The organism is Acidovorax sp. GW823-FHT05D11, assembly GCF_058795695.1.
This window is the reverse complement of the sequence record NZ_CM179502.1, coordinates 1,898,699-1,917,773: the sequence shown is the minus strand read 5'-3', so window position 1 is coordinate 1,917,773 and position 19,075 is coordinate 1,898,699. Positions and strand designations below refer to the sequence as shown.

Here is a 19,075-nt window from a genome sequence, read left to right as displayed (position 1 = left end):
TCTCCTAGGTCAGTAAATCTGCGTGCTTTGTATAAATCCGTTCCACTTCTGCGGTGGCTGAGTAGGCGCTTTTGATGTCAATAATGCCGCTCTTCGTGTCGAGGATGAAGACGATTTTGAGCTTTCTGCCGTAGTCCGTCTCTGACACAAACCACTGTGTAGGGATCGGCGTCTGGTGCTCTGGACGCGTGTCAGTCAGGAACTTGCGGTCCCTGTTCGCGAAGCATTGGATGATCTCAAGATCGGTTACGTTGTGATCTGGCTTTGCCAGCTTGGCCCTTGTTGCTGGCGATATGAACATACGCATAAATGCATTGTATATACAGAGTGGGCCGGAAAGCTAGAGTTCCGCGATTAAAGTGGCCGTTTTGAGACGCTCAGTTGGCCCTGTCGGTGCGCCTCTTCATCCCCTACGGCCACTCACAGACCTACTCATCCAGCCCGGATTGCGCAGGGGCCCACGCCAGCCCCCGCCTGATCAACGGTTCACTTCAACGCCGTCGATCATTCTTTGCAAGGTTGTCTCACGTGGATCGCGCGGGATGTCCGCAATCCCAAGACTCTTCATCTGCAGGGACTTGAACACGATGGCATTCATATCTGTGATGGATAGGGTGACGGTGTGCAATTGGCCGTCACCCGATTTGTCCAGAGTCGAAGCGCAAACAGGCTCGCCAGGAAGTACGGAGACGAATACTGCGGCATCGGTTTGCTTGACTGGCGCGCGCAGCAAAGTCGGGTAGAGCAGGCCGCCATTTGGATCAACATCACGAAGATTAAGGTGGCCCGTCTGTCCATTGGCGGACACATCAATGCCATCCGCCCAATCGTTGTTTGTTGTCACGTAGTCCCGTTTGAGCGACCAGACCCGCAGGTCTGGATTCCCATTCCCCTCGGCCAGAACGACCAGGATGACAGACCCAGAAATCAAGGTCGTCCCAGTGTCCACAATCGTGCACGCGACCGCCGCCTGTGTCGCGGTTTGGGTGGCATTGGTGCTGATGTTCACAAGCTCGGCGCTCGACAGTGCCGAAACAGCAGCCAAAGCCGCGCCAACTATCAATCTCTTCATCCCGCTCTCCTTCTATAAGTAAGCACATGTTACTCAGGAGTCACGAGCCGGTGAAACAATTTGCCGCTCCGCCTGCGCAGTTCGCAAAAAATAGAACGCCGCCCTTGACGCGCATCAAGCATCCGAAGCCCATGTGACAGCGCGCGGCGGTTTTTCTCTTGCCTGCCCTTTGCTGCGCAGTAGCATGGCCCGACACCCGACCGAGAAGAAACGATGAGCCCCACCATCACTGAAGCCATCAAGCAACACCGCATCCTGACCGTGTTCTACGACGGCTACAGCAGAACGGTCGAGCCCCACGTCTACGGTATCAACTCCGCTGGCCATGAGGCGGTGAGCTGCTACCAGGTGGGAGGCGGCAGCAGTTCGGGGAAAGCTGAGGGCTGGAAGATGCTGCTGATCTCAAAGCTGGGCACTGTGATGATGACTGAGCAGAAGTTCACCTCCAGGACAACGCCCTCCCCTTGGGCTGACAACCCGATGAGGCAGGTATTCGCCCAGGTTTGAGCGGGCCGAGTGAGGGCTACCGTTGTGCACACGTGTGCACAGTACAGAAATCTCTACGGTCGGGGCGAGCTGCTTGTGCAATTTGCACCGGCATCAGCGCCTATACACCGGCGAACATCAACCGTCTTAAGCATTCACCGGGCCACCCGCGTCGGGTTTACCCCGAAAAACCCCTTTGTGCATACGTGTACACGGCGTAAGCGTCGTCGCGACGAGGGCTCAACTGCCGAGTTAGTTCACAGACTTCAGTCGCTGCACATAAATTGAAATTTAGATTTCCGGGGGAGGCGTCACGCTGACAAATGCACATTAACACTGACAGGTCAGCGCTGTGTATGCATTGATGGTCGACAACACGCACCTTTACAAAGCAACATCGTTGCGTCAGGACCTGACGGGCGGGAATCTTCACGGAAGACTGGCTAGCAAGCGGGATTCACGCTTTAAACGGAAGCCACCTCAACTCCTCACGCTTTCCTCGGCGCCGCCAATGCAATAGCTATGCATCCTAGAAAAGGCGTGTTATCATTTGTCTTATGCGTCACTCATTTGTGAGCAGACAAGGAAAAGCCCGCGATTGCGGCGCGGGCTTCATGTGTCAAAAAGCATAGTCTTTCTGATCTGGTTTCCTTGGAGGCTTCCAGTAAGAACTGCCTCTTTTGGGCAGCTCGGGTGGAACAACGGATGTTGGCGCCTCTTTACTTCCCGTGCAAAGGAAAGCGATGCTTATTCTATCGAAGTATCAAGCCCTGGTCAACGAGCACATCGCCGTCCAGGAGAAGCTGGCTCGCCGCTTCGCGCCAGAAGCCAAGGGAGCGAACGAATTTCGACATTCGCTCCACCAGAGTAACGTGGAGCGTTTCAAAGAACTCGCAGCCGCGCTTGAGGAAGCCGACAAGCAGTTGGCAGCAGCCCCCGCAGCTTCCACCCCGAGTTCTAACCCGCCAGTCCTAACGCTCTCGCTCAACGAGATCGCAGATCTTCCAGAAGAGTTGCGCGGCGAGCTCTCAGAGAGCGCAATCCCAGACAAACTCGAAATGGCGATTCTTGGGGTATTGGAAGACCGCGGCGGGATCGCCTCCCTCGACCAAATCCTTGTAGGCATCTATCGCAAGACCGCCGAGATCACGAAGCGCACGACTCTGACCTCGCGGCTCTACCGCATGACTTCCAAGAGCAGCGTTCATACGGTTCCCAACAAAAAGGGGGTCTATTCACTTCGCAAGTTCACCGCCGAAGAAGCAGCACGTCTCTTCGGTGAAGACACCCCAGAAGGCCAGCAGCTTGCATTGAACGACGAGTAACTTCCTCACATCAATGTTGGCGAAAGGAGGAGGGACCTAGCTCCCACGCTAAACGAAAAAACCCCCAGGGTGAGCTGGGGGTTTGATCGGCCCAGGTGCATGCGCACACAGGACATCTTCTTGGCGGAAGGGTGACCAGTGTACAACGGCAGATGAATTGCCGCGCGCATGTATTTTTTCACCACGCTCAGAGCGAGGAGAAATATGAAAGCATGCGCTTACCCGAAGAGCGTGCATGTGCGCCCCTACGTGCGCTGGCGGTTTGGCCGCCTGGAACACGTATGCGAACATTGCCGTTCTCACCCCGGACAGATGAACCTCCCGTGGTAACTCCGCCCAATAGCTGACCGGTTATGCCGGTGTCGGCTCTACACAGCCGACCTAACGCCCGCCGTTGAGCGGGCGTTTTCATTGATGACCTGCATCAAAATGGGCTGACACATGACTAACGGCTCAGCAAATCCAGCCCGCTCCAAGAGCGCGTTTTAGCCTCTGTGACCAATATCGCGTGGCGCTTACCTGTTGTTTGAGCTGCAACAGCGCAAATTTGGCGAACCTGCTCTGCAGTCAGATCACCCTGGCACTGGTACTCGGCCGGGGGCATTTTGTAGCCAACCCCATCGTCGCTGAAGATCACATCAGTGATGTTTCTCTCGGCGAGCGCCAAGGCCAATTGATCGTAGTCATCCCAAGTCGGGCCATCATGCAGGACCACTCGAATTGTGAATCTAACCATCGCTCCCTCCGCATAGAAGTGGATATAGTGCCAGCGCTCTCAAAATTCGCCAGTCGAAAATTGCACGCATGGTGATACGGATCACTTGTTTGAAGAAACACAAGGCTTGACACGCTTTTACCGATCCGCTCTCGTCGGCGTCCCTCCGTCAGCAGGGCATGAAAGGCGAGGGGCGAAGCACAGCAAAAGTGGAGTGACGGATGGATGAAGAATGGTTGGCTCAACACGATAAAAACAGAGGCGGCTCATGGACCGATGCGGTGCAGTCTGTCGAAAGCATGCGCCTACCAATGGCGCTAGATCTGCCGTCGACGATTCGCGGTCTGCACAGTCGAGCAAACGATCAATATGCGCGAAGTTATGGACAAATGCAGGAGGCGCAGCCAGACTTACCTGGCTTGTTTGCCTACAGCCAATGGGTGATGTGGGCAGCGTGCTGGGAGGGAGTCCATTGGTTTCGGCGATCCATCGACACCGGAGCGATACAGGACACACATGACACGCGGGCCCTTTGCACCCCCTCTGGCTATGCTGGGTCGGAAGGCTGGGCCTACTCAGCGTACAACAAAATGGCCGAACTGGATTTCGGCCGTCAGTTCTCAGCAGTGATCGAGCGCTTCGGGTTCAGCACGCAGCCAAGCGATATCTCAGTATTAACGGCTATGGAACTGAACTGGCTTTGGTGCGCTAGTGACGGCAATCTTCCCCATCTTGAATTTCTCGAAGCTATCCACGAAGCCTCCGAAGCGTCGTCGCTTGCCAATGGACTCCACATGTGGAACCAAAGCGAAAAACTAGTACTTGAGTCAATTCACTATCCTGCCGATAGCCAGGCGGCGGCGGTAGCAAGGACCGTTTTTGCAAAAAAAGCGGCCAATGCCAGGCATTCGGAAAACCGAGCTATGAAGCAACAGGTCTTCGAATGGTGTGACACGCATATGGCCGATGCGCCGAGCATGGACACGGCCGCCAGCCGAGTTGCCGGCGTTGTCGTCCCCGTCGCGTGGCGCACAGTCCGCGACTGGATGACTGAGTGGAAAAAACTCCGCTCTGCGGGCACAGCGTAGGCCCTGCAGGCAGACCGTACAGCCTGCGGGCATGGAGACTTACCTCCACCCTGCCCCCGTAAGAAACTCATCCCATACCGCAAACGCGGGACCTACTGGGATGACGAAAAAGGACTATGACCTTCTACGCGCAGCAACCGCGGACTAAAGAGATCGTCGAGTCGTTTTCACCGCGACTCGCGGCAGTGCCCCGCTGCGCAAGAAGCAATGGCAACAAAGCATATTTTCACTCGTTGTCAGGAACTGGATCGTGGAGCGGTCCTCGTTCTTCATACTCGCGCAGAACGTTCAACAGTTTTCTTTCGGGCTCCCCCGCGCTGGCTAACGCAAGACGTTCAAAAGAGCTTTTCGCTGTACCCGCGGTGTCGATGACTTTGTTCAACTCGGCTTTGGAAATCGTGCTGCTCTGGCTGACAAGATCCGCCATCGTTCGATATGTGCGCAATCGGTCCGGCTCAACCGGCACACCACTCTCAACTGCTTCTACAAGTTCACGAAGCACTGTTGAAATCGTTCCCATGGTCAACTTATTTGCTGCAATAGCCAGCGCGGACTCCGCTAAGAACTGCTCCATCTTAGCCATAACCAATGGGGTTGAACCCGCGATCACTTCAAACGATTTTTCAAGGCGAGAGCAAACCTCCGTGTGGAGACTCCTGCCCGATGCGCTGGCTGCAGCACTCAGCCTTTCGTGAAGTGCCTTGTCCAAAAACAGATCCAGCGGCGCCGGGTCGTCCGTGACGCTCAGCCCCATAGAAAGCCAACTGAAATCCACACCCATCGCTTTAGCTAACTTGGACAGAACCTCCGGCCTGGGCTTACTTCTGCCTTGCTCGTAACGGGAGATCTGGGCCGCCGCAACCCCGCTTTCGTTAGCTAGGTCTGCTTGACTCCAGCCCTTGTCCGAGCGCGCCTTTATCAGGCGAGTGGCTAGTTCATTGTCCATTTTGCGGAATTATTAGTACTCAATGGTATTGACAAGTAGTGTTCAGTCATTAAAATACTAATCAAGACTGTTCAGTACCGATCATCAAGAAAGGGGATTCTATGGGCAATCGAAAGAAGCAAAAACCGAGTGTGGCCGTGCGCTTGGACAACGAACTCGAAACCTACTTACGGGCCCGCGCTGCCGCGGGGCATCGAAGCTTGAGCGGCGAGATCCGAATGCGCCTTGAAGCCAGCCAGGAAGCCGATCAGCAATCCACCGAGCGGAAAGGTCAGCCTTAATGATCAATATCACCCCATTTAGCTTTGACGGTGCTCGCCTGCGCGCTTTGGTGCTCGAAGGCGAACCATGGTTTGTAGGTCGAGATGTAGCGGACGTGCTCGGCTACCGCGATCACAACGCGGCTATGCGGGATCACTGCAAGGGTGTGCGGAAATCGCACCCCCTTCCAACCCCAGGAGGCGTCCAGGAAGTGCGTCTGATCTCCGAGCCCGACATGCTCCGCATGATCGTCAACAGCAGCCTGCCCTCTGCGGAGCGCTTCGAACGCTGGGTGTTTGAGGAGGTCCTGCCCAGCATCCGCAAGACCGGCAGCTACACCGCTAAGAACTCGCTCACGCCGCTCAAGGCGACAGCGGAAGCAGCGAAGGCCTTCGGTCCACTGGTCCGCGTTGCACGCCTGCTGGGTTGTGACAAGAATGCGGCGGCGATCTCTGCGAACCAGGCCATCTACTCGATGACCAACATCAACCTGATGCAGCAACTCGGGCACACGCACCTGGAAGCTGAGAAGCAGGACCACTGGTTCACGCCGACTGAGCTCGGCAAGCAGATGACTCCGCCAGCCTCAGCGCGTCAGGTCAACCTGCTGATGGCTGAAGCTGGGCTGCAGTTCAAACGCGGCGATGTATGGGAAGCGACCGAGGCGGGGAAAGACTTCGCGCGGATCTACGACACAGGCAAGCGTCATGGGAGCGGCGTGCCGGCCACCGTGATCGCCGTGCTGCAGGCCCTTCCCGCAGAGCAGAAAGAAGCCGCATGAAACCGAAGCATGTACGAAGTCGAGAGGGCCCACCCCGCCCACTAGACATATGGTGTAAACCGGGAAGGTGCACCCCTGAAAAGGCGAAGCCGGTAAGCGCTTGGACCCGCAAACCGGCTTCTAGACCAAAAACCCCGTTGAAAAAGGATCGGATCTATGTCTGAGGTTATCACGCGCCCTTCCGCTGGCGCAACTAAACACCCACCGCAGGCCCAGACTGCAACGCAACCAGTCTCCCAGGCTGCGAATGGCTACACCACCGGGCAGATATCCCTCGCTCTGAGCACCATTGCGGTCCAGGCAGAGGCTCTGCGCGACTACCTTACCCAGGCCATGTACCGCATGGGCACGGTGCAGGCCACCACGTCGCAGGCAGCGAACGACTTCTACGTCGCCTCGCAGCTGACCATCTTGATCGGGTCTATTGCCGATCAGATGGCCGGGCTCACCCACCTGGGCAGCGTGGCCGCCTGGGCGTGTGGCGATGACATGGAACCGGAGGTAACACCATGAGCGCCAATGCCTCGCTAGTTCATCTCATCCGACTCGACGCTCGGCACGGCCTACCTCCCATGAGCGAACAGGAGCTGAGCGCCTTCTGCAGGCGCAACCATGTCGCCCCCGAGGCAATTCGAGCCGCAGAGAAGGAAGGGCGCGAACTGCGTGCTTCGGGTGCGCGCTGCAACTGCGTACGTTGCCAACCAGACCCTCTGAACGACCGCGAACGCACCCGCTCGAACTACGCCGAGCGCCGCCGCTACGAACTTAAGGAGTCTGGCGTCACTGACTCAACCAAGCGTGACCGACTGATCGAAGCTGAGCTGGATGCTGGGGCCGCCCTCCAAGAAGGGCCCACCAAAGTGACCAGGACCATCGGGAGTCGCTCATGAAAACCGCTGCCCTCCTCTACCGCTTGGCAAGCATGCGCCGCTCCGCTGGTGCCGGGCCTATCGAGTCCGTCACCTGGGCTGCGGGTTTGCTCTGGCGCTCCCGCTCGAGAGCCTGAACGGCCCTCCCCCTTCGTCTTTTTTCCACCGTCAAGAAAAGGATCAGATCATGTCTGAGGTCATCACTCGCCCGCGCGCCAGCGCAACCAAGGCCCCTACCCCCATCAGCGAGGCGCCCGCCCCTGCCCCCGCGCAGAATCCACCAGCATCAGAAAGCGAGCGCAAGGTCGCGGCGACCGGGGCCACCCTGCTCGGCCAAGCGGTCGCTCTCATTGGCGAAGAAGACGGCCCCGCCTACGCAGCGGCCCTTCTGGAGCTTGGGCAAAAGATCCTGCTCCAAGCCGCCGAGGGGCTGACCACGCTGGGGAAGCCACAAGATGTGTTCTATTTCGCGGCCGGGGCCTGCAGCGGCGCATTGGCCATCGAGCGGCAGGATTGCCCTGGTTCGGTTCACCGCCATGAGTTGATCACGACCGCGTTCAACTTGCTGAACAACACTTGCCTTAGCTACGACTGCGATCTGCATCCATGCGAGGAGGCTGCGGCAGCTATCGAAGCTGGCGCCCACCGTTTTCGTGACCGGCCATTGCCGCCCATCCGCCGCCTGGGTGACGCACCCGTGGAGGGGCGCTACAACCAGGCCCAGATGGAGCGTGTGCTCGAGTTCGTTGCAGGCTCTGCACACACCCTGCACCATGTTTTGCTGATGGCGCAGGTCGCGGAAAATGGTGAAGACCTCTCGCGGCTGGTGGATTCGGCCGAGCTCATGACTCGCCACATCGGCGCATCTGCAGACGCGGCCGTGAGCGGAATGGTCATCGGAGGTTTCGAGCGCTGGAGCTATGGGCCCAACTTCCCACGCACAGGGGGCGCAGCATGAGTGCCGTCATCGACCGCCCGCCCAAGGTGGCCAAGCCAAAGGCTGCCCCGAAAACTCGCGAAAAGGACACGCCCGAACCGCAGAAGCTTGATGTCCAGACGCAGTGCAACTTGATCCAGGAGGGGATTTATCGGATTGAGTGCGCCGCCCACACGGTAGGACTTGGCCTGGGTGAGAGCGATGAAAGCGAGTTGCGGGCAGTCCACATCCTCATTGATGACCTGGTGCACCGGTTCGCAGGTATCGCGGATCTGCTCCCTGCGCCCGTATGCGATGTGCACGAATCCGCCAGAGAGTTCTCCTGCGCGCTGTCGATAGTGATTCCCACCATCAAGCGCCTGAATGAAAACAACCTGGAGAGCAGCGTGCTCTATACCGCAACCTATTTGCTGGAAGACGCCAGGCGCATGGTGGACGAGGCGCAAGCCCTGCGGGCCGAGTGCAGCACCCCCGAAAGGGCTGGACCATGACAGCGCGATACGTTCGCATCCCCAAATTCTGCGAGGAGACGGGCTACACCGCCCGGGCCGTGGAAACGAAGATCCATCGCGGCGTATGGGCTGAAGGCAAGCAGTACCGCAGAGCCCCAGATGGCTGCATTTTTATCGACATGAAAGGGTTTGGAAAATGGGTCGAAGGCCAGGAACCGGGGGAGTCCGACCGAACCGGGATCGCATAGAGGTGCGCTTCATGTGGGAGGGCAAGCAAATTGCGCCGACGCTGGATCTCAAGCCCACGGCCTCGAACCTGAAGCACGCTGCGCGGGTCCGCGACAAGGTGCTGCAGGAGATCGAGCGCGGAACGTTCAAGTTCAAGGACCACTTCCCAGACTACCGCCACGCAGACAAACGGCAGCCGCCCAGCGAGGCGGAGAAGCGCACGCTGACGGCGTGGGCAGAAACCTGGTATCTGTTGGCGGCTCGGTCGGTGGAGTTCTCCACTCTGGCGATCTACAAGCGCCACATGAAGGCCTATTGGCTATCAGCCTTCGGCCACATGCGCCCCGAGCAGGTCACCCACCGTATGGTGCTGGAGCGCCTGGCGCTGCTGGCCCAGGATCGTTTCGACGAGGAAACCGGCAAGGTGCACAAGGGCCTGGGCCGCAAGACGCAGAACAACATCATGATCCCCTTGCGCGGCGTGTTCGATCTGGTGTGCAAGCCGCCCAGCGCCATCGCGAATCCCACGGAGGGGATCGACAACCTGAAGACGCAGAAGTCCAAGCCCGACCCCTTCAGCCCGCACGAAGTCGAAGAGATCCTGGCCACGATCCGCCGCCAGTGGGGGGATGAGTTCCATGACTATTTCGAGTTCAGCATGTTCGCCGGCCTGCGGGCTAGCGAGCAGATTGCGTTGCGGTGGCAGGATGTGGAACTGCCCACGGGCCGCGTGCTGGTGCATCGATCCCGGGTAATGGGTCAAGACAAGGAGCGCACGAAAACGCACGTCGAGCGGGAGGTGGAGCTGAACGCCCGCGCACTTGGCGCACTTGAGCGGCAACGGGCCAGGACGCAGGCCATTGGCAAGGAGGTGTTCTACAACCCCGCGACCAGCCGTGCATACGCTGATGAACAGAAGCAGCTTCAGGTATGGACGCGGAGCTTGCAAGCATGCCAGGTCCGATACAGGCCGCCGAAGGAATGCAGGGACACCAGCGTGACCCTCGCCTTAATGGCTGGCGCCAATCCTGTGTGGGTTGCAAACCAGCACGGCCATAGCGTTCAGGTGATGATGCGCGACTATGCCAAGTGGATTCCGAACGCAGACAAAGGCTCCAACCTCGCGGCCGTAAACCTGTCGCTTGGGATGACCGGGCAGCAGGTCAAACATGCGATTTAGGTTCAATTTAGGTTCGCCGCGCCGCTGATCGGAGCCACAAAGAGAAAAGCCCTAAGTGAATCAATCACTTAGGGCTTTTGCGTCTGGCGGAAACGGAGGGATTCGAACCCTCGATGAGGCTCTACACCCCATACTCCCTTAGCAGGGGAGCACCTTCGGCCACTCGGTCACGTTTCCAATCCCGCTATTATGCCCCATTTCCGGGGCGCTTCTGGCGGGTGAGGCGGCTTGCTGGTCCAGCTCGAACGCCTTGTGCAGGCTGCGCACGGCCAGTTCGACGTACTCCTCGTCGATCACGACGGAGGTCTTGATCTCGGAGGTAGAGATCATCTGGATGTTGATGCCCTCCTCGCGCAGCGTGCGGAACATCTTGCTCGCCACGCCCACGTGGCTGCGCATGCCGCTGCCGACGATGCTCACCTTGCAGCAGCTGGTGTCGCCCACGACCTCCTGCGCGCCCAGCACGGACACCACTTTCTCCTTGAGCAGCTCGACGGTGCGCGCGCAATCGTTGCGGTGCACGGTGAAGCTGAAGGTGGTCTTGCCGTCCTTGCCCACGTTCTGGATGATCACGTCGACCTCGATGTTGGCATCGGCCACGGCGCCCAGGATCTGGTGGGCGATGCCCGGCTTGTCGGGCACGCCCAGCACGGAGATCTTGGCTTCGTCGCGGTTGAATGTGATGCCGGATACGACGGCTTGTTCCATTTTTTGTCTTTCTCAAAAGTGATCCGCGTGCGGACCTGGCTTATTCGTTGATGTGGATGCCCCCAGGGCGTGAAGCTGGACAGCCCGCGCATGGACATCACTTTTGTTGTATTTGCCCGCGAGCTCCACCGAGCGGATCTTCGGCAACTTGCTGCCCAGGCTGGCCATCTCGCGCTTTTCCTCGAAGCTCACCGCCGCAGACTTCGGATTTCGGGCCTCAGACACCACGCTGAAGGACACTGCCTCGGCGCGCAGCCGTGGTTCGTGCGATCAGGGGGCCAACACCTCTGGACTGTACCAATCGAGTTCCGGCCCGGACCGGACGGCAAAACCATGCCCGACCTTGATGTGGATGCGGTGGCCGCGTGTGGTGCACGACTGCACCTGGTCGAGCAGTTCATTCAATTGCGCCGCGGCCGCCGTGGTGTGGTGCTCGACGCGCAGCCAGTGGCGCAGCACATTGGCCTGCCGGGCGCGGCTCAGGCCCTGCAAGGCCCGGATGCGCGGCGGTGCGCCCACGATGGCCAGGTCCTGCAGTGCAAGTTCTTCCAGCAGTTCGTCCGCCTGCGCCGCATGCAGGGCGGACCGCGCAAAGGTGTCGCGAAACGCAGGGAATGCGGCCTCCAGCACGGGCAAGATCCTCGCGCGGATGCGGTTGCGCGTGAAGCGCTCATCGGCATTGGTCGGGTCTTCCACCCATCCCTGCCCCTGTGCCCGCAGCCACTGGCGCACGTCAGCCCCGGCCACCCGCAGCAGGGGGCGGTACCAGTCAATGTCCGCGCGGCGCCAGCGGGCGGGCATCGCCGCCAGCCCGGCCACACCGGCCCCGCGCGACAGGGCCAGCACGAGCGTTTCGACCTGGTCATCCGCGTGCTGCGCGATTGCTATTGATTTAATAGCATCATGCGCTTGACTGGCAAGCGCTACCACCTCAAATGCCTTGTACCTTGCCTGCCGTGCAGCGTCTTCCGGGCTTTGCCCCGGCGCGTGGCGGGCGTCCGGGCGCTGCACCGCCAGCGGCACATCCAGGGCTTGGCACAGGTCTTCGCAGTGCCGCGCAAAACCGTCAGCCGCTGGCTGCAAGCCATGGTGCACGTGGATCGCCCGCACCTGGCCAGGCCAGCGCCGGGCGCATGCCAGCAGCAGCGCCGTGGAATCCGCACCGCCGCTGAATCCGACCGCCAGGGGCAGCGCAGGCTCGAAGGCCTGCATGGCCGCGTCGAAGGACAAGGTCATGTCCATGCCTCCCCGTGGCGCCAGGGCAAGGGCCAGGAACCTGTGGCGGCGTCAACAACAACAAGGGCAACAAGGGGGCGGCGGCACATGGCGGCCGATTATCGGCGCCTCCCGGCCACGGCAACGGCGGAGAACCCTGGCCAGAAGCACCAACGGCCCCGCAGGGCCGTTGGTGGTGGGCAGGAAAGCGTCCCCGGAACCGTCAGCGGCTCTCCGCCTTGGTGTCGCTGAACCGGCCGTAGCTTTGCAGGCGGTCATAGCGGCGGTCCAGCAGGTCCTTCGTCTTCAGGTCCGCCACCTGGCGGAACGCATCGCCCAGCGCGCGCTTGAGGAAGGCCGCCATCTGCTTGTGGTCGCGGTGGGCGCCGCCCACGGGCTCGCTGACGATCTTGTCCACCAGGCCCAGCGCTTTCAGGCGGTGGGCGGTGATGCCCAGGGCATCGGCGGCTTCCTGCGCTTTTTCGCTGGTTTTCCAGAGGATGGAGGCGCAGCCTTCAGGGCTGATCACGGAGTAGATGGCGTACTGCAGCATCACCACCTGGTCAGCCACGCTGATCGCCAGCGCGCCGCCAGAGCCGCCCTCGCCGATGATGGTGGTGATGATGGGCACTTCGAGTTGCGCCATCTCGAAGATGTTGCGGCCGATGGCCTCGGACTGGCCGCGTTCCTCGGCATCGATGCCAGGGTAGGCGCCGGGCGTGTCCACGAAGGTGAACACGGGCAGCTTGAATTTCTCGGCCGTCTTCATGAGGCGCAGGGCCTTGCGGTAGCCCTCGGGCTTGCTCATGCCGAAGTTGCGCATCGCGCGCTCCTTGGTGTCGCGCCCCTTCTGGTGGCCCAGCACCATGCAGGCATGGCCGTTGAAGCGTGCCAGCCCCCCCACGATGGACAGGTCGTCCGCGTAGTGGCGGTCGCCGTGCAACTCCACGAAGTCGGTGAAGATGTCGCGCACGTAGTCGAGCGTGTAGGGGCGCTCGGGGTGGCGGGCGATCTTGGTGATCTGCCAGGGCGACAGCTCGCTGTAGATGTCCTTGGTGAGCTGCTGGCTTTTCTTGCTCAGCTGGTCGATCTCTTCCGAGATATCGACGGCACTCTCGGTCTGCACGTAGCGCAGTTCTTCGATTTTGGATTCGAGTTCGGCAATCGGCTGCTCGAAATCCAGAAAGGTCTTTTTCGCCAACGTTGTTCTCCTTGGGGCGCGCCGGGGTGCGGGCGCCACGAATGGCACGCACTGTAACCGACGCGTTACGAGTTTGGTATGACGCTTGTCCAACAAATAAAAAGTCCGCTGTCCGGGGCGCTGCGCACCACCTACAGCCCACGAAACGGGCGCGCCCCACGAGGAGGGCCGCCGCGCTCGCGGCGCTCCCGGGCACGCGGCGCACGGGGACCCAGGGGCATCTCGCTCAGTACGCCACGGGAAGCGGATCCAGCGATCGCCAAATATACCAAGTCGCCACGCTGCACCAGGGCTTCCAGGCCTCGGCCACTTCGCGGGCATCGCTGCGGCTGACCGGATCGCCCGAAAAGTAATTCTGGCTGATGCCGGTGATCAGCCCCACGTCGTCCAGCGGCAGCACGTTGGGGCGCATCATGTAGAAGATGAGGAACATCTCGGCCGTCCAGCGGCCGATGCCGCGGATGGCCACCAGTTCGGCAATGATGGCCTCGTCATCCATCGCGGCCCAGTCCTTCACGTGCAGCTTGCCGCCCTCGAAGTGCATCGCCAGGTCCACCAGGTAGTCGACCTTGCGCGCAGACAGGCCCGCGGCCCGCATGTCGTCGATCTTGAGCTTGAGCACGCTGGCGGGCTTCATGCTGCGGGGCATCGCGGCAAAGCGCTCCCACACGGTCTGCGCGGCCTTCACCGAGATCTGCTGGCCCACGATGGAGCGCGCGAGCGTGGTGAACGCATCGCCGCGTGTCTGCAGCGCCGCATCGCCAAACTGGGGAATCAGGCGCTTCATCACCCGGTCCTTCTTGACCAGGTGCTTGCAGGCCTCCGCCCAGTAGTCGGGCGTGGCCAGCGCCGGCTCGGCCACGAGCACTTCGGATGCTATCTTTTTAGAAGCTGCCACCGGGCGTCCCATCTGCCCAGCAGGCGTTTTCCATGACAAACACAACGATCACTGCGCGGCTTCCCAGGTGGTGCCAGCGGCGGAGTCCTTGAGCACGATGCCCTGGGCCAGCAATGCATTGCGGATGCGGTCGGCCTCGGCGAAATCCTTGCCCGCCTTGGCAGCGGCGCGCGCGGCGATCCGGGCCTGGATTTCGGCTTCGTCCATACCGCCCGCCCCGGCCTGCAGGAAGGCCTTGGGGTCGCCCTGCAGCACCCCCAGGCAACCGCCCAGCGCCTTGAGCAGCCCCGCCAGTTCGGCAGAGCGGGTCTTGTTGACCTCGCCGGCCAGGTCGAACAGCACGGCCATGGCTTCGGGGGTGCCGAAGTCCTCGTCCATCGCGGCCTTGAAGCGGGCGGCATGCGGCGCCGCCCAGTCAATGGCCGCCACCTCGGCGGGCGCCACGAGGTTCAGGGCGGTGTACAGGCGCTTCAAGGCCTGGCGCGCGTCGTCCAGGTGGGCATCGCTGTAGTTCAGGGCGCTGCGGTAGTGGGCCCGCACGATGAAAAACCGCACCGTCTCGGCGTCGTACTTCGCCAGCACGTCGCGGATGGTGAAGAAGTTGCCCAGCGACTTGCTCATCTTCTCGTTGTCCACGCGCACGAAGCCGTTGTGCACCCAGAAGCGCGCCAGGGGCTTGCCATTGGCGCCTTCGCTCTGGGCGATCTCGTTCTCGTGGTGCGGGAACTGCAGGTCCATGCCGCCGCCGTGGATGTCGAAGGTCTCGCCCAGCGTGGCGCCGCACATGGCCGAGCACTCGATGTGCCAGCCGGGGCGGCCCGAGCCGAATTCGCTGTCCCACTTGGCCTCGGGTGGCTCCTCGGGCTTGGAGGCTTTCCACAACACGAAATCGAGCGGGTCTTCCTTGCCATCGAGCACGGCCACGCGCTCACCCGCGCGCAATTCGTCGAGCGACTTGCCCGAGAGCTTGCCGTAGCCGTCGAACTTGCGCACGGAGTAGTTCACGTCGCCATTGCCGGCGCGGTAGGCCAGGCCCTTGCCTTCCAGCGTGCCGATCAGCGAAAGCATCTGGGGCACGTATTCGGTGGCGCGCGGCTCCAGCGACGGGGGCTCGATGCCCAGCGCCGCGATGTCGGTGTGCATGGCGGCGATCATCTCGTCCGTGAGGGCACGGATGGTGATGCCCCGCTCCAGCGCGCGCTTGATGATCTTGTCGTCAATGTCCGTGATGTTGCGCACATAGGTGACGCGGTAGCCACTGCTTTTCAGCCAGCGCTGCACGACATCGAACGCCATCATCATGCGGGCGTGGCCGATGTGGCACAGGTCATAGATGGTCATGCCGCACACGTACATGCGCACATGGCCAGGTTCGAGCGGGGAAAACTCCTCCAATGCACGCGACAGCGTGTTGTAGATGCGCAAACTCATGGGATTTCAGTCACGGGGGATGGGGTGGTTGGGTGAAAAAGGTTCACCCGGCAGCAGGGGGCAAAGGCCCCTGGAGGGAGTTGGCCCAGCAAGGGGCCTCCAGCGAAATCACCCGCGGCAACAGCGCACCGTCATGACAACCCCCTCAGCTACAATCCGCCGCAGTATAAGCCCCCGCCCGGGACAGACGCTGCCCAACACCCTTGAATCCCCCATGAAGCAAGTCCGACGCACCCTCCCCCACCTGCTGCGCCTGCTGGCACTGACCGCGCTGCTGGGCACCGGTGCGGCCCATGCGGACGACTATGCGGAAATCACCCAGCTGATCAAGGCCGGCAAGCCGGCCGAAGCCCTGGTGAAGGCCGACCAGCGCCTTGCCGCCGCCCCGCGCGACCCGCAGCTGCGCTTCTTGCGCGGCGTGGCGCAGGCGGACTCGGGCAAGCCCGGCGATGCGATCACCACGTTCACCAAGCTCACGGAAGAGTATCCCGAGCTGCCCGAGCCCTACAACAATCTGGCGGTGCTGTATGCCAGCCAGAACCAGCTGGACAAGGCCCGCACGGCGCTCGAAATGGCGATCCGCACCAACCCGAGCTACGCCACCGCCCATGAGAACCTGGGCGACATCTATGCCAAGCTGGCCAGCCAGGCCTACAACAAGGCGCTGCAGCTGGATGCGGCCAACGCCAGCTCCGTCAAGCCCAAGCTGGCGCTGATCCGCGAGCTGTTCACTGCGGAAGCCGCAGCCGGCAAGCCCGCTCGCCCCGGGGCCGCGGCCCCCGCGCCGGCGCCAGCCGTGGCGGCCACGCAGCGGCCCGCCGCAACGGCACCCGCCGCCGCAGCGCCCGTGGCAGCCCCTTCACCGGCGCCTGCTGCGCCAGCCAGCGCCCGCACCCGCTGCCGCGGCATCCCCCGCTCCGGCCGTTGCCGCGGCGCCTGCCGCCGCTGCCGGCGATGCGTCCCTGCAGGCCGCCGTTACCGCGGCCGTGCAGGCCTGGGCCGCCGCCTGGTCCGCCAAGGACATGACCGCCTACCTCGGCGCCTACGACAAGTCATTCGATCCTCCCGGCCGCCAGACCCGTGCCGCCTGGGAAAAGGAGCGTGAAGCGCGCATCGTCGGAAAATCCAGGATCAGCGTGCAGATCTCCGACATCTCGGTCGCGGTCAACGGCGACAAGGCCACGGCCCGTTTCCGCCAGGCCTACACGGCCGATGCGCTCAATGTCGCCAGCCGCAAGACGCTGGACATGGTGAACCACAACGGCCGCTGGACCATCGTCCGCGAATCCACCGGCGGCTGACCGTGACGAAGCGCGGCGCAGCCGGCCCTGCGATGGCGGCGGCGCGCGCTTTTTCTGCCTCCCTGCCCTGACCTGAAACGATTTCGCACATGCTTCTGGCGTTGTCCGCACGAAGCCGCCCGGCCGTGGCGGGCGCCCTTTGCCTGGCGGCGCTCCTGCACGCAGCCCCGGTGCTGCCCCAGAGCGCCAAGTCCCGGGGCGCGGCGGCCGCCACCTCGGTCCGGCCCATGCAAGCCGCGGGCTCCACGGCACCCGCCCTGCGCGACGGCCAGGCGGAGGCGCGCCTCATGGGGGTGTACCAGCTCATCGCCGAGGGCCGCCACCGCGAGGCGCTGGCCCACGCCGAGGCCCTGGCGCGCGACTATCCCAACTTCCAGCTGGCGCAACTGGTGGTGGGCGACCTGCTGATGGCGCGCACGCGGCCGATCCGCCGCCTGGGCGATGTGCCCGAGCCCGATTCGGCCCGCAGCATCCAGACGGCTGCCACGCTGGAAGAGCTGCGCAACGAATCGCGCCAGCGCGTGGATGCCCAGCGCAGCCGCCCCCCGGCGCACACCATCCCGGCGCAGTTCCTGGAGCTCTCGCCCCGCTCCCGCCATGCCATCGCGGTGGATGCCTCGCGTTCGCGCCTGTACCTGTTCGAGAACACCCCCAAGGGCCTGCAGCTGGTCGCCGACTACTACGCTTCTGTCGGCAAGCTGGGCATCGAGAAGAACCTGGAAGGCGACCAGCGCACCCCGCTGGGCGTCTACTTCATCACCAGCCGGCTGGACCCCGCCACGCTCAAGGACTTCTACGGCGCGGGCGCGCTGCCCATCAACTACCCCAACCCCCTGGACCAGAGCCGGGGCAAGACCGGTGGCGGCATCTGGCTGCACGGCACGCCGCCCGACCAGTTTGCCCGCGCGCCCCTGGCCACCGATGGCTGCCTGGTGCTGGCCAATCCCGACCTCGAACGCATCCTGCGCACGGTGGAGCCCCGCTCCACGCCCGTGGTCATCGCGCGCCAGCTGCAGTGGGTGGCACCGCACGCGGTACAGGCGGACCGCAAATCCTTCGACGCGGTGCTCAACGCCTGGCGCAGCGCCAAGACCGAGGGCGACATGAGCCGCCTGATGGGTTTCTACGCGCCGGACTTCCAGAGCTACCGCAAGAAACCGCTGCAAGAGTGGTCCCAGGTGCTCCAGGCCGAGACCCGCGCATTGCGGGGCAGGGAACTACACCTCAAGGACAAGTCTTACCTGCGCTGGACAGATTCCGCCGACACCATGGTGGTAACGTTCGGCGAAGTCGCCGCAGGCGCCCGCACGGGCCCCGTCAAACGCCAGTACTGGGCGCGGCGGGGCCAACAATGGCAGATATTTTTCGAAGGAGTGATTGGATGATTTCCAGAAGAAATTCGACCCTGGCGCTTGCCAGCATTGCGCTGACAGCTATTTTTTCAGTAGCGTCCGTACAGGCGCAAGACGCCCCCAAGGTCAAGCTGTCCACCTCGATGGGCGACATCGTGGTGCAACTCGACCCGGCCAAGGCGCCCAAGACAGTGGAAAACTTCCTGGGCTACGTCAAGGACAAGACCTATGACGGCACCGTGTTCCACCGCGTGATCGATGGTTTCATGATCCAGGGCGGCGGCTACACCGCCGACCTGATTCCCAAGCCCACCAAGGCCCCGATTCCGCTGGAAGCCGGCAACGGCCTCAAGAACGACAACTACACCATCGCCATGGCGCGCACGGGCAACCCCAACTCGGCCACGTCGCAGTTCTTCATCAACGTGAAGGACAACGCGATGCTCAATGCTCCCAGCCCCGACGGCCATGGCTATGCCGTGTTCGGCAAGGTGGTGAGCGGCACCGAGGTGGTCGACAAGATCAAGGCCGTGGCCACCGGCAACAAGGGCCCGCACCAGAACGTGCCCACCGCCCCCGTCACCATCAACTCCGCCACCCTGGTGAAGTAACCCATTTTTGATTGACTG

General features: G+C 62.0%; 19 protein-coding genes, 1 tRNA gene and 2 pseudogenes. 13 read left to right on the top strand and 9 right to left on the bottom strand.

All coding sequences use genetic code 11. The features are described from left to right. Positions 1-4: 4 nt before the first annotated feature. Both AC3RCE_RS08795 and AC3RCE_RS08790 read right to left on the bottom strand, forming a co-directional pair. Positions 5-307, bottom strand: coding sequence for an ADP-ribosyl-(dinitrogen reductase) hydrolase (locus AC3RCE_RS08795; protein ID WP_228897804.1), 303 nt, complete (start codon positions 305-307; stop codon positions 5-7). Positions 308-478: 171 nt separating this feature from the next. Continuing rightward, entirely contained in the window at positions 479-1,072 is a 594-nt protein-coding gene (locus tag AC3RCE_RS08790) for a hypothetical protein (RefSeq protein ID WP_492254947.1), read from the bottom strand. 213 nt (positions 1,073-1,285) lie between these two features. On the opposite strand from AC3RCE_RS08790, the gene AC3RCE_RS08785 reads away from it, so the two are divergent. The 3 genes from AC3RCE_RS08785 to AC3RCE_RS08775 all read left to right on the top strand — a co-directional run bounded on the left by AC3RCE_RS08785 (position 1,286) and on the right by AC3RCE_RS08775 (position 4,686). Further along, positions 1,286-1,579, top strand: coding sequence for a hypothetical protein (locus tag AC3RCE_RS08785; RefSeq protein ID WP_492254946.1), 294 nt, complete (start codon positions 1,286-1,288; stop codon positions 1,577-1,579). A gap of 722 nt (positions 1,580-2,301) precedes the next feature. Further along, a complete protein-coding gene (locus AC3RCE_RS08780) occupies positions 2,302-2,883 on the top strand; it encodes a hypothetical protein (protein WP_492254945.1) in 582 nt (193 codons plus the stop codon). Positions 2,884-3,819: 936 nt separating this feature from the next. Further along, the gene (locus AC3RCE_RS08775) at positions 3,820-4,686 is read left to right on the top strand and encodes a hypothetical protein (RefSeq protein WP_492254944.1); all 867 of its coding nucleotides are present in this window, start codon (positions 3,820-3,822) and stop codon (positions 4,684-4,686) included. Positions 4,687-4,912: 226 nt separating this feature from the next. Here AC3RCE_RS08775 and AC3RCE_RS08770 read toward each other — a convergent pair whose 3' ends face one another. After that, on the bottom strand, positions 4,913-5,632 hold the full coding sequence (locus tag AC3RCE_RS08770; protein WP_492254943.1) for a helix-turn-helix domain-containing protein: 720 nt from the start codon (positions 5,630-5,632) through the stop codon (positions 4,913-4,915). A 280-nt stretch (positions 5,633-5,912) separates the two neighbouring features. On the opposite strand from AC3RCE_RS08770, the gene AC3RCE_RS08765 reads away from it, so the two are divergent. From AC3RCE_RS08765 to AC3RCE_RS08735, 7 genes are all read left to right on the top strand, one after another. Further along, positions 5,913-6,674 carry a BRO-N domain-containing protein gene (locus AC3RCE_RS08765; RefSeq protein ID WP_492254942.1) on the top strand — a complete coding sequence of 254 codons (762 nt, stop codon included), beginning with the start codon at positions 5,913-5,915 and terminating at the stop codon, positions 6,672-6,674. A 156-nt stretch (positions 6,675-6,830) separates the two neighbouring features. After that, complete coding sequence (locus tag AC3RCE_RS08760) at positions 6,831-7,187, top strand: hypothetical protein (RefSeq protein ID WP_492254941.1); 357 nt, start codon at positions 6,831-6,833, stop codon at positions 7,185-7,187. Continuing rightward, positions 7,184-7,564: a hypothetical protein gene (locus AC3RCE_RS08755; RefSeq protein WP_492254940.1), complete on the top strand. Its 381-nt coding sequence runs from the start codon at positions 7,184-7,186 to the stop codon at positions 7,562-7,564. The genes AC3RCE_RS08760 and AC3RCE_RS08755 overlap by 4 nt, the downstream gene beginning before the upstream one ends. Before the next feature lie 166 nt (positions 7,565-7,730). Then, positions 7,731-8,501: a hypothetical protein gene (locus AC3RCE_RS08750; protein WP_492254939.1), complete on the top strand. Its 771-nt coding sequence runs from the start codon at positions 7,731-7,733 to the stop codon at positions 8,499-8,501. After that, positions 8,498-8,971 (top strand): hypothetical protein, encoded by a 474-nt coding sequence (locus tag AC3RCE_RS08745; RefSeq protein ID WP_492254938.1) that lies wholly within the window; start codon positions 8,498-8,500, stop codon positions 8,969-8,971. Before AC3RCE_RS08750 ends, AC3RCE_RS08745 begins: the two co-directional genes overlap by 4 nt. Beyond that, entirely contained in the window at positions 8,968-9,180 is a 213-nt protein-coding gene (xisR, locus tag AC3RCE_RS08740) for an excisionase family protein (RefSeq protein WP_492254937.1), read from the top strand. Before AC3RCE_RS08745 ends, xisR begins: the two co-directional genes overlap by 4 nt. Before the next feature lie 11 nt (positions 9,181-9,191). Next, positions 9,192-10,340, top strand: coding sequence for an Arm DNA-binding domain-containing protein (locus AC3RCE_RS08735; protein ID WP_492254936.1), 1,149 nt, complete (start codon positions 9,192-9,194; stop codon positions 10,338-10,340). 84 nt (positions 10,341-10,424) lie between these two features. Here the strand turns inward: AC3RCE_RS08735 and AC3RCE_RS08730 are convergent. From AC3RCE_RS08730 to cysS, 6 genes and pseudogenes are all read right to left on the bottom strand, one after another. Next, a tRNA-Ser gene (locus tag AC3RCE_RS08730) sits at positions 10,425-10,517 on the bottom strand. 45 nt (positions 10,518-10,562) lie between these two features. Then, positions 10,563-11,276, bottom strand: a pseudogene (locus AC3RCE_RS08725) (ACT domain-containing protein); the annotation flags it as partial. 42 nt (positions 11,277-11,318) lie between these two features. After that, complete coding sequence (tilS, locus tag AC3RCE_RS08720) at positions 11,319-12,284, bottom strand: tRNA lysidine(34) synthetase TilS (RefSeq protein ID WP_492254935.1); 966 nt, start codon at positions 12,282-12,284, stop codon at positions 11,319-11,321. Positions 12,285-12,486: 202 nt separating this feature from the next. Then, complete coding sequence (locus AC3RCE_RS08715) at positions 12,487-13,464, bottom strand: acetyl-CoA carboxylase carboxyltransferase subunit alpha (protein ID WP_218294027.1); 978 nt, start codon at positions 13,462-13,464, stop codon at positions 12,487-12,489. A 226-nt stretch (positions 13,465-13,690) separates the two neighbouring features. Next, positions 13,691-14,362 carry a DNA-3-methyladenine glycosylase family protein gene (locus AC3RCE_RS08710; RefSeq protein ID WP_218340742.1) on the bottom strand — a complete coding sequence of 224 codons (672 nt, stop codon included), beginning with the start codon at positions 14,360-14,362 and terminating at the stop codon, positions 13,691-13,693. A 48-nt stretch (positions 14,363-14,410) separates the two neighbouring features. Continuing rightward, positions 14,411-15,793, bottom strand: a complete 1,383-nt coding sequence (gene cysS / locus AC3RCE_RS08705; RefSeq protein WP_369641971.1) for a cysteine--tRNA ligase — start codon at positions 15,791-15,793, stop codon at positions 14,411-14,413. Between the two features lie 214 nt (positions 15,794-16,007). On the opposite strand from cysS, the pseudogene AC3RCE_RS08700 reads away from it, so the two are divergent. The 3 genes and pseudogenes from AC3RCE_RS08700 to AC3RCE_RS08690 all read left to right on the top strand — a co-directional run bounded on the left by AC3RCE_RS08700 (position 16,008) and on the right by AC3RCE_RS08690 (position 19,057). After that, positions 16,008-17,094 (top strand): annotated as a pseudogene (locus AC3RCE_RS08700) (L,D-transpeptidase Cds6 family protein). Between the two features lie 89 nt (positions 17,095-17,183). Further along, positions 17,184-18,479 carry a L,D-transpeptidase family protein gene (locus AC3RCE_RS08695; protein ID WP_492254934.1) on the top strand — a complete coding sequence of 432 codons (1,296 nt, stop codon included), beginning with the start codon at positions 17,184-17,186 and terminating at the stop codon, positions 18,477-18,479. Continuing rightward, the gene (locus AC3RCE_RS08690) at positions 18,476-19,057 is read left to right on the top strand and encodes a peptidylprolyl isomerase (RefSeq protein ID WP_218294022.1); all 582 of its coding nucleotides are present in this window, start codon (positions 18,476-18,478) and stop codon (positions 19,055-19,057) included. The genes AC3RCE_RS08695 and AC3RCE_RS08690 overlap by 4 nt, the downstream gene beginning before the upstream one ends. Positions 19,058-19,075: the final 18 nt, after the last annotated feature.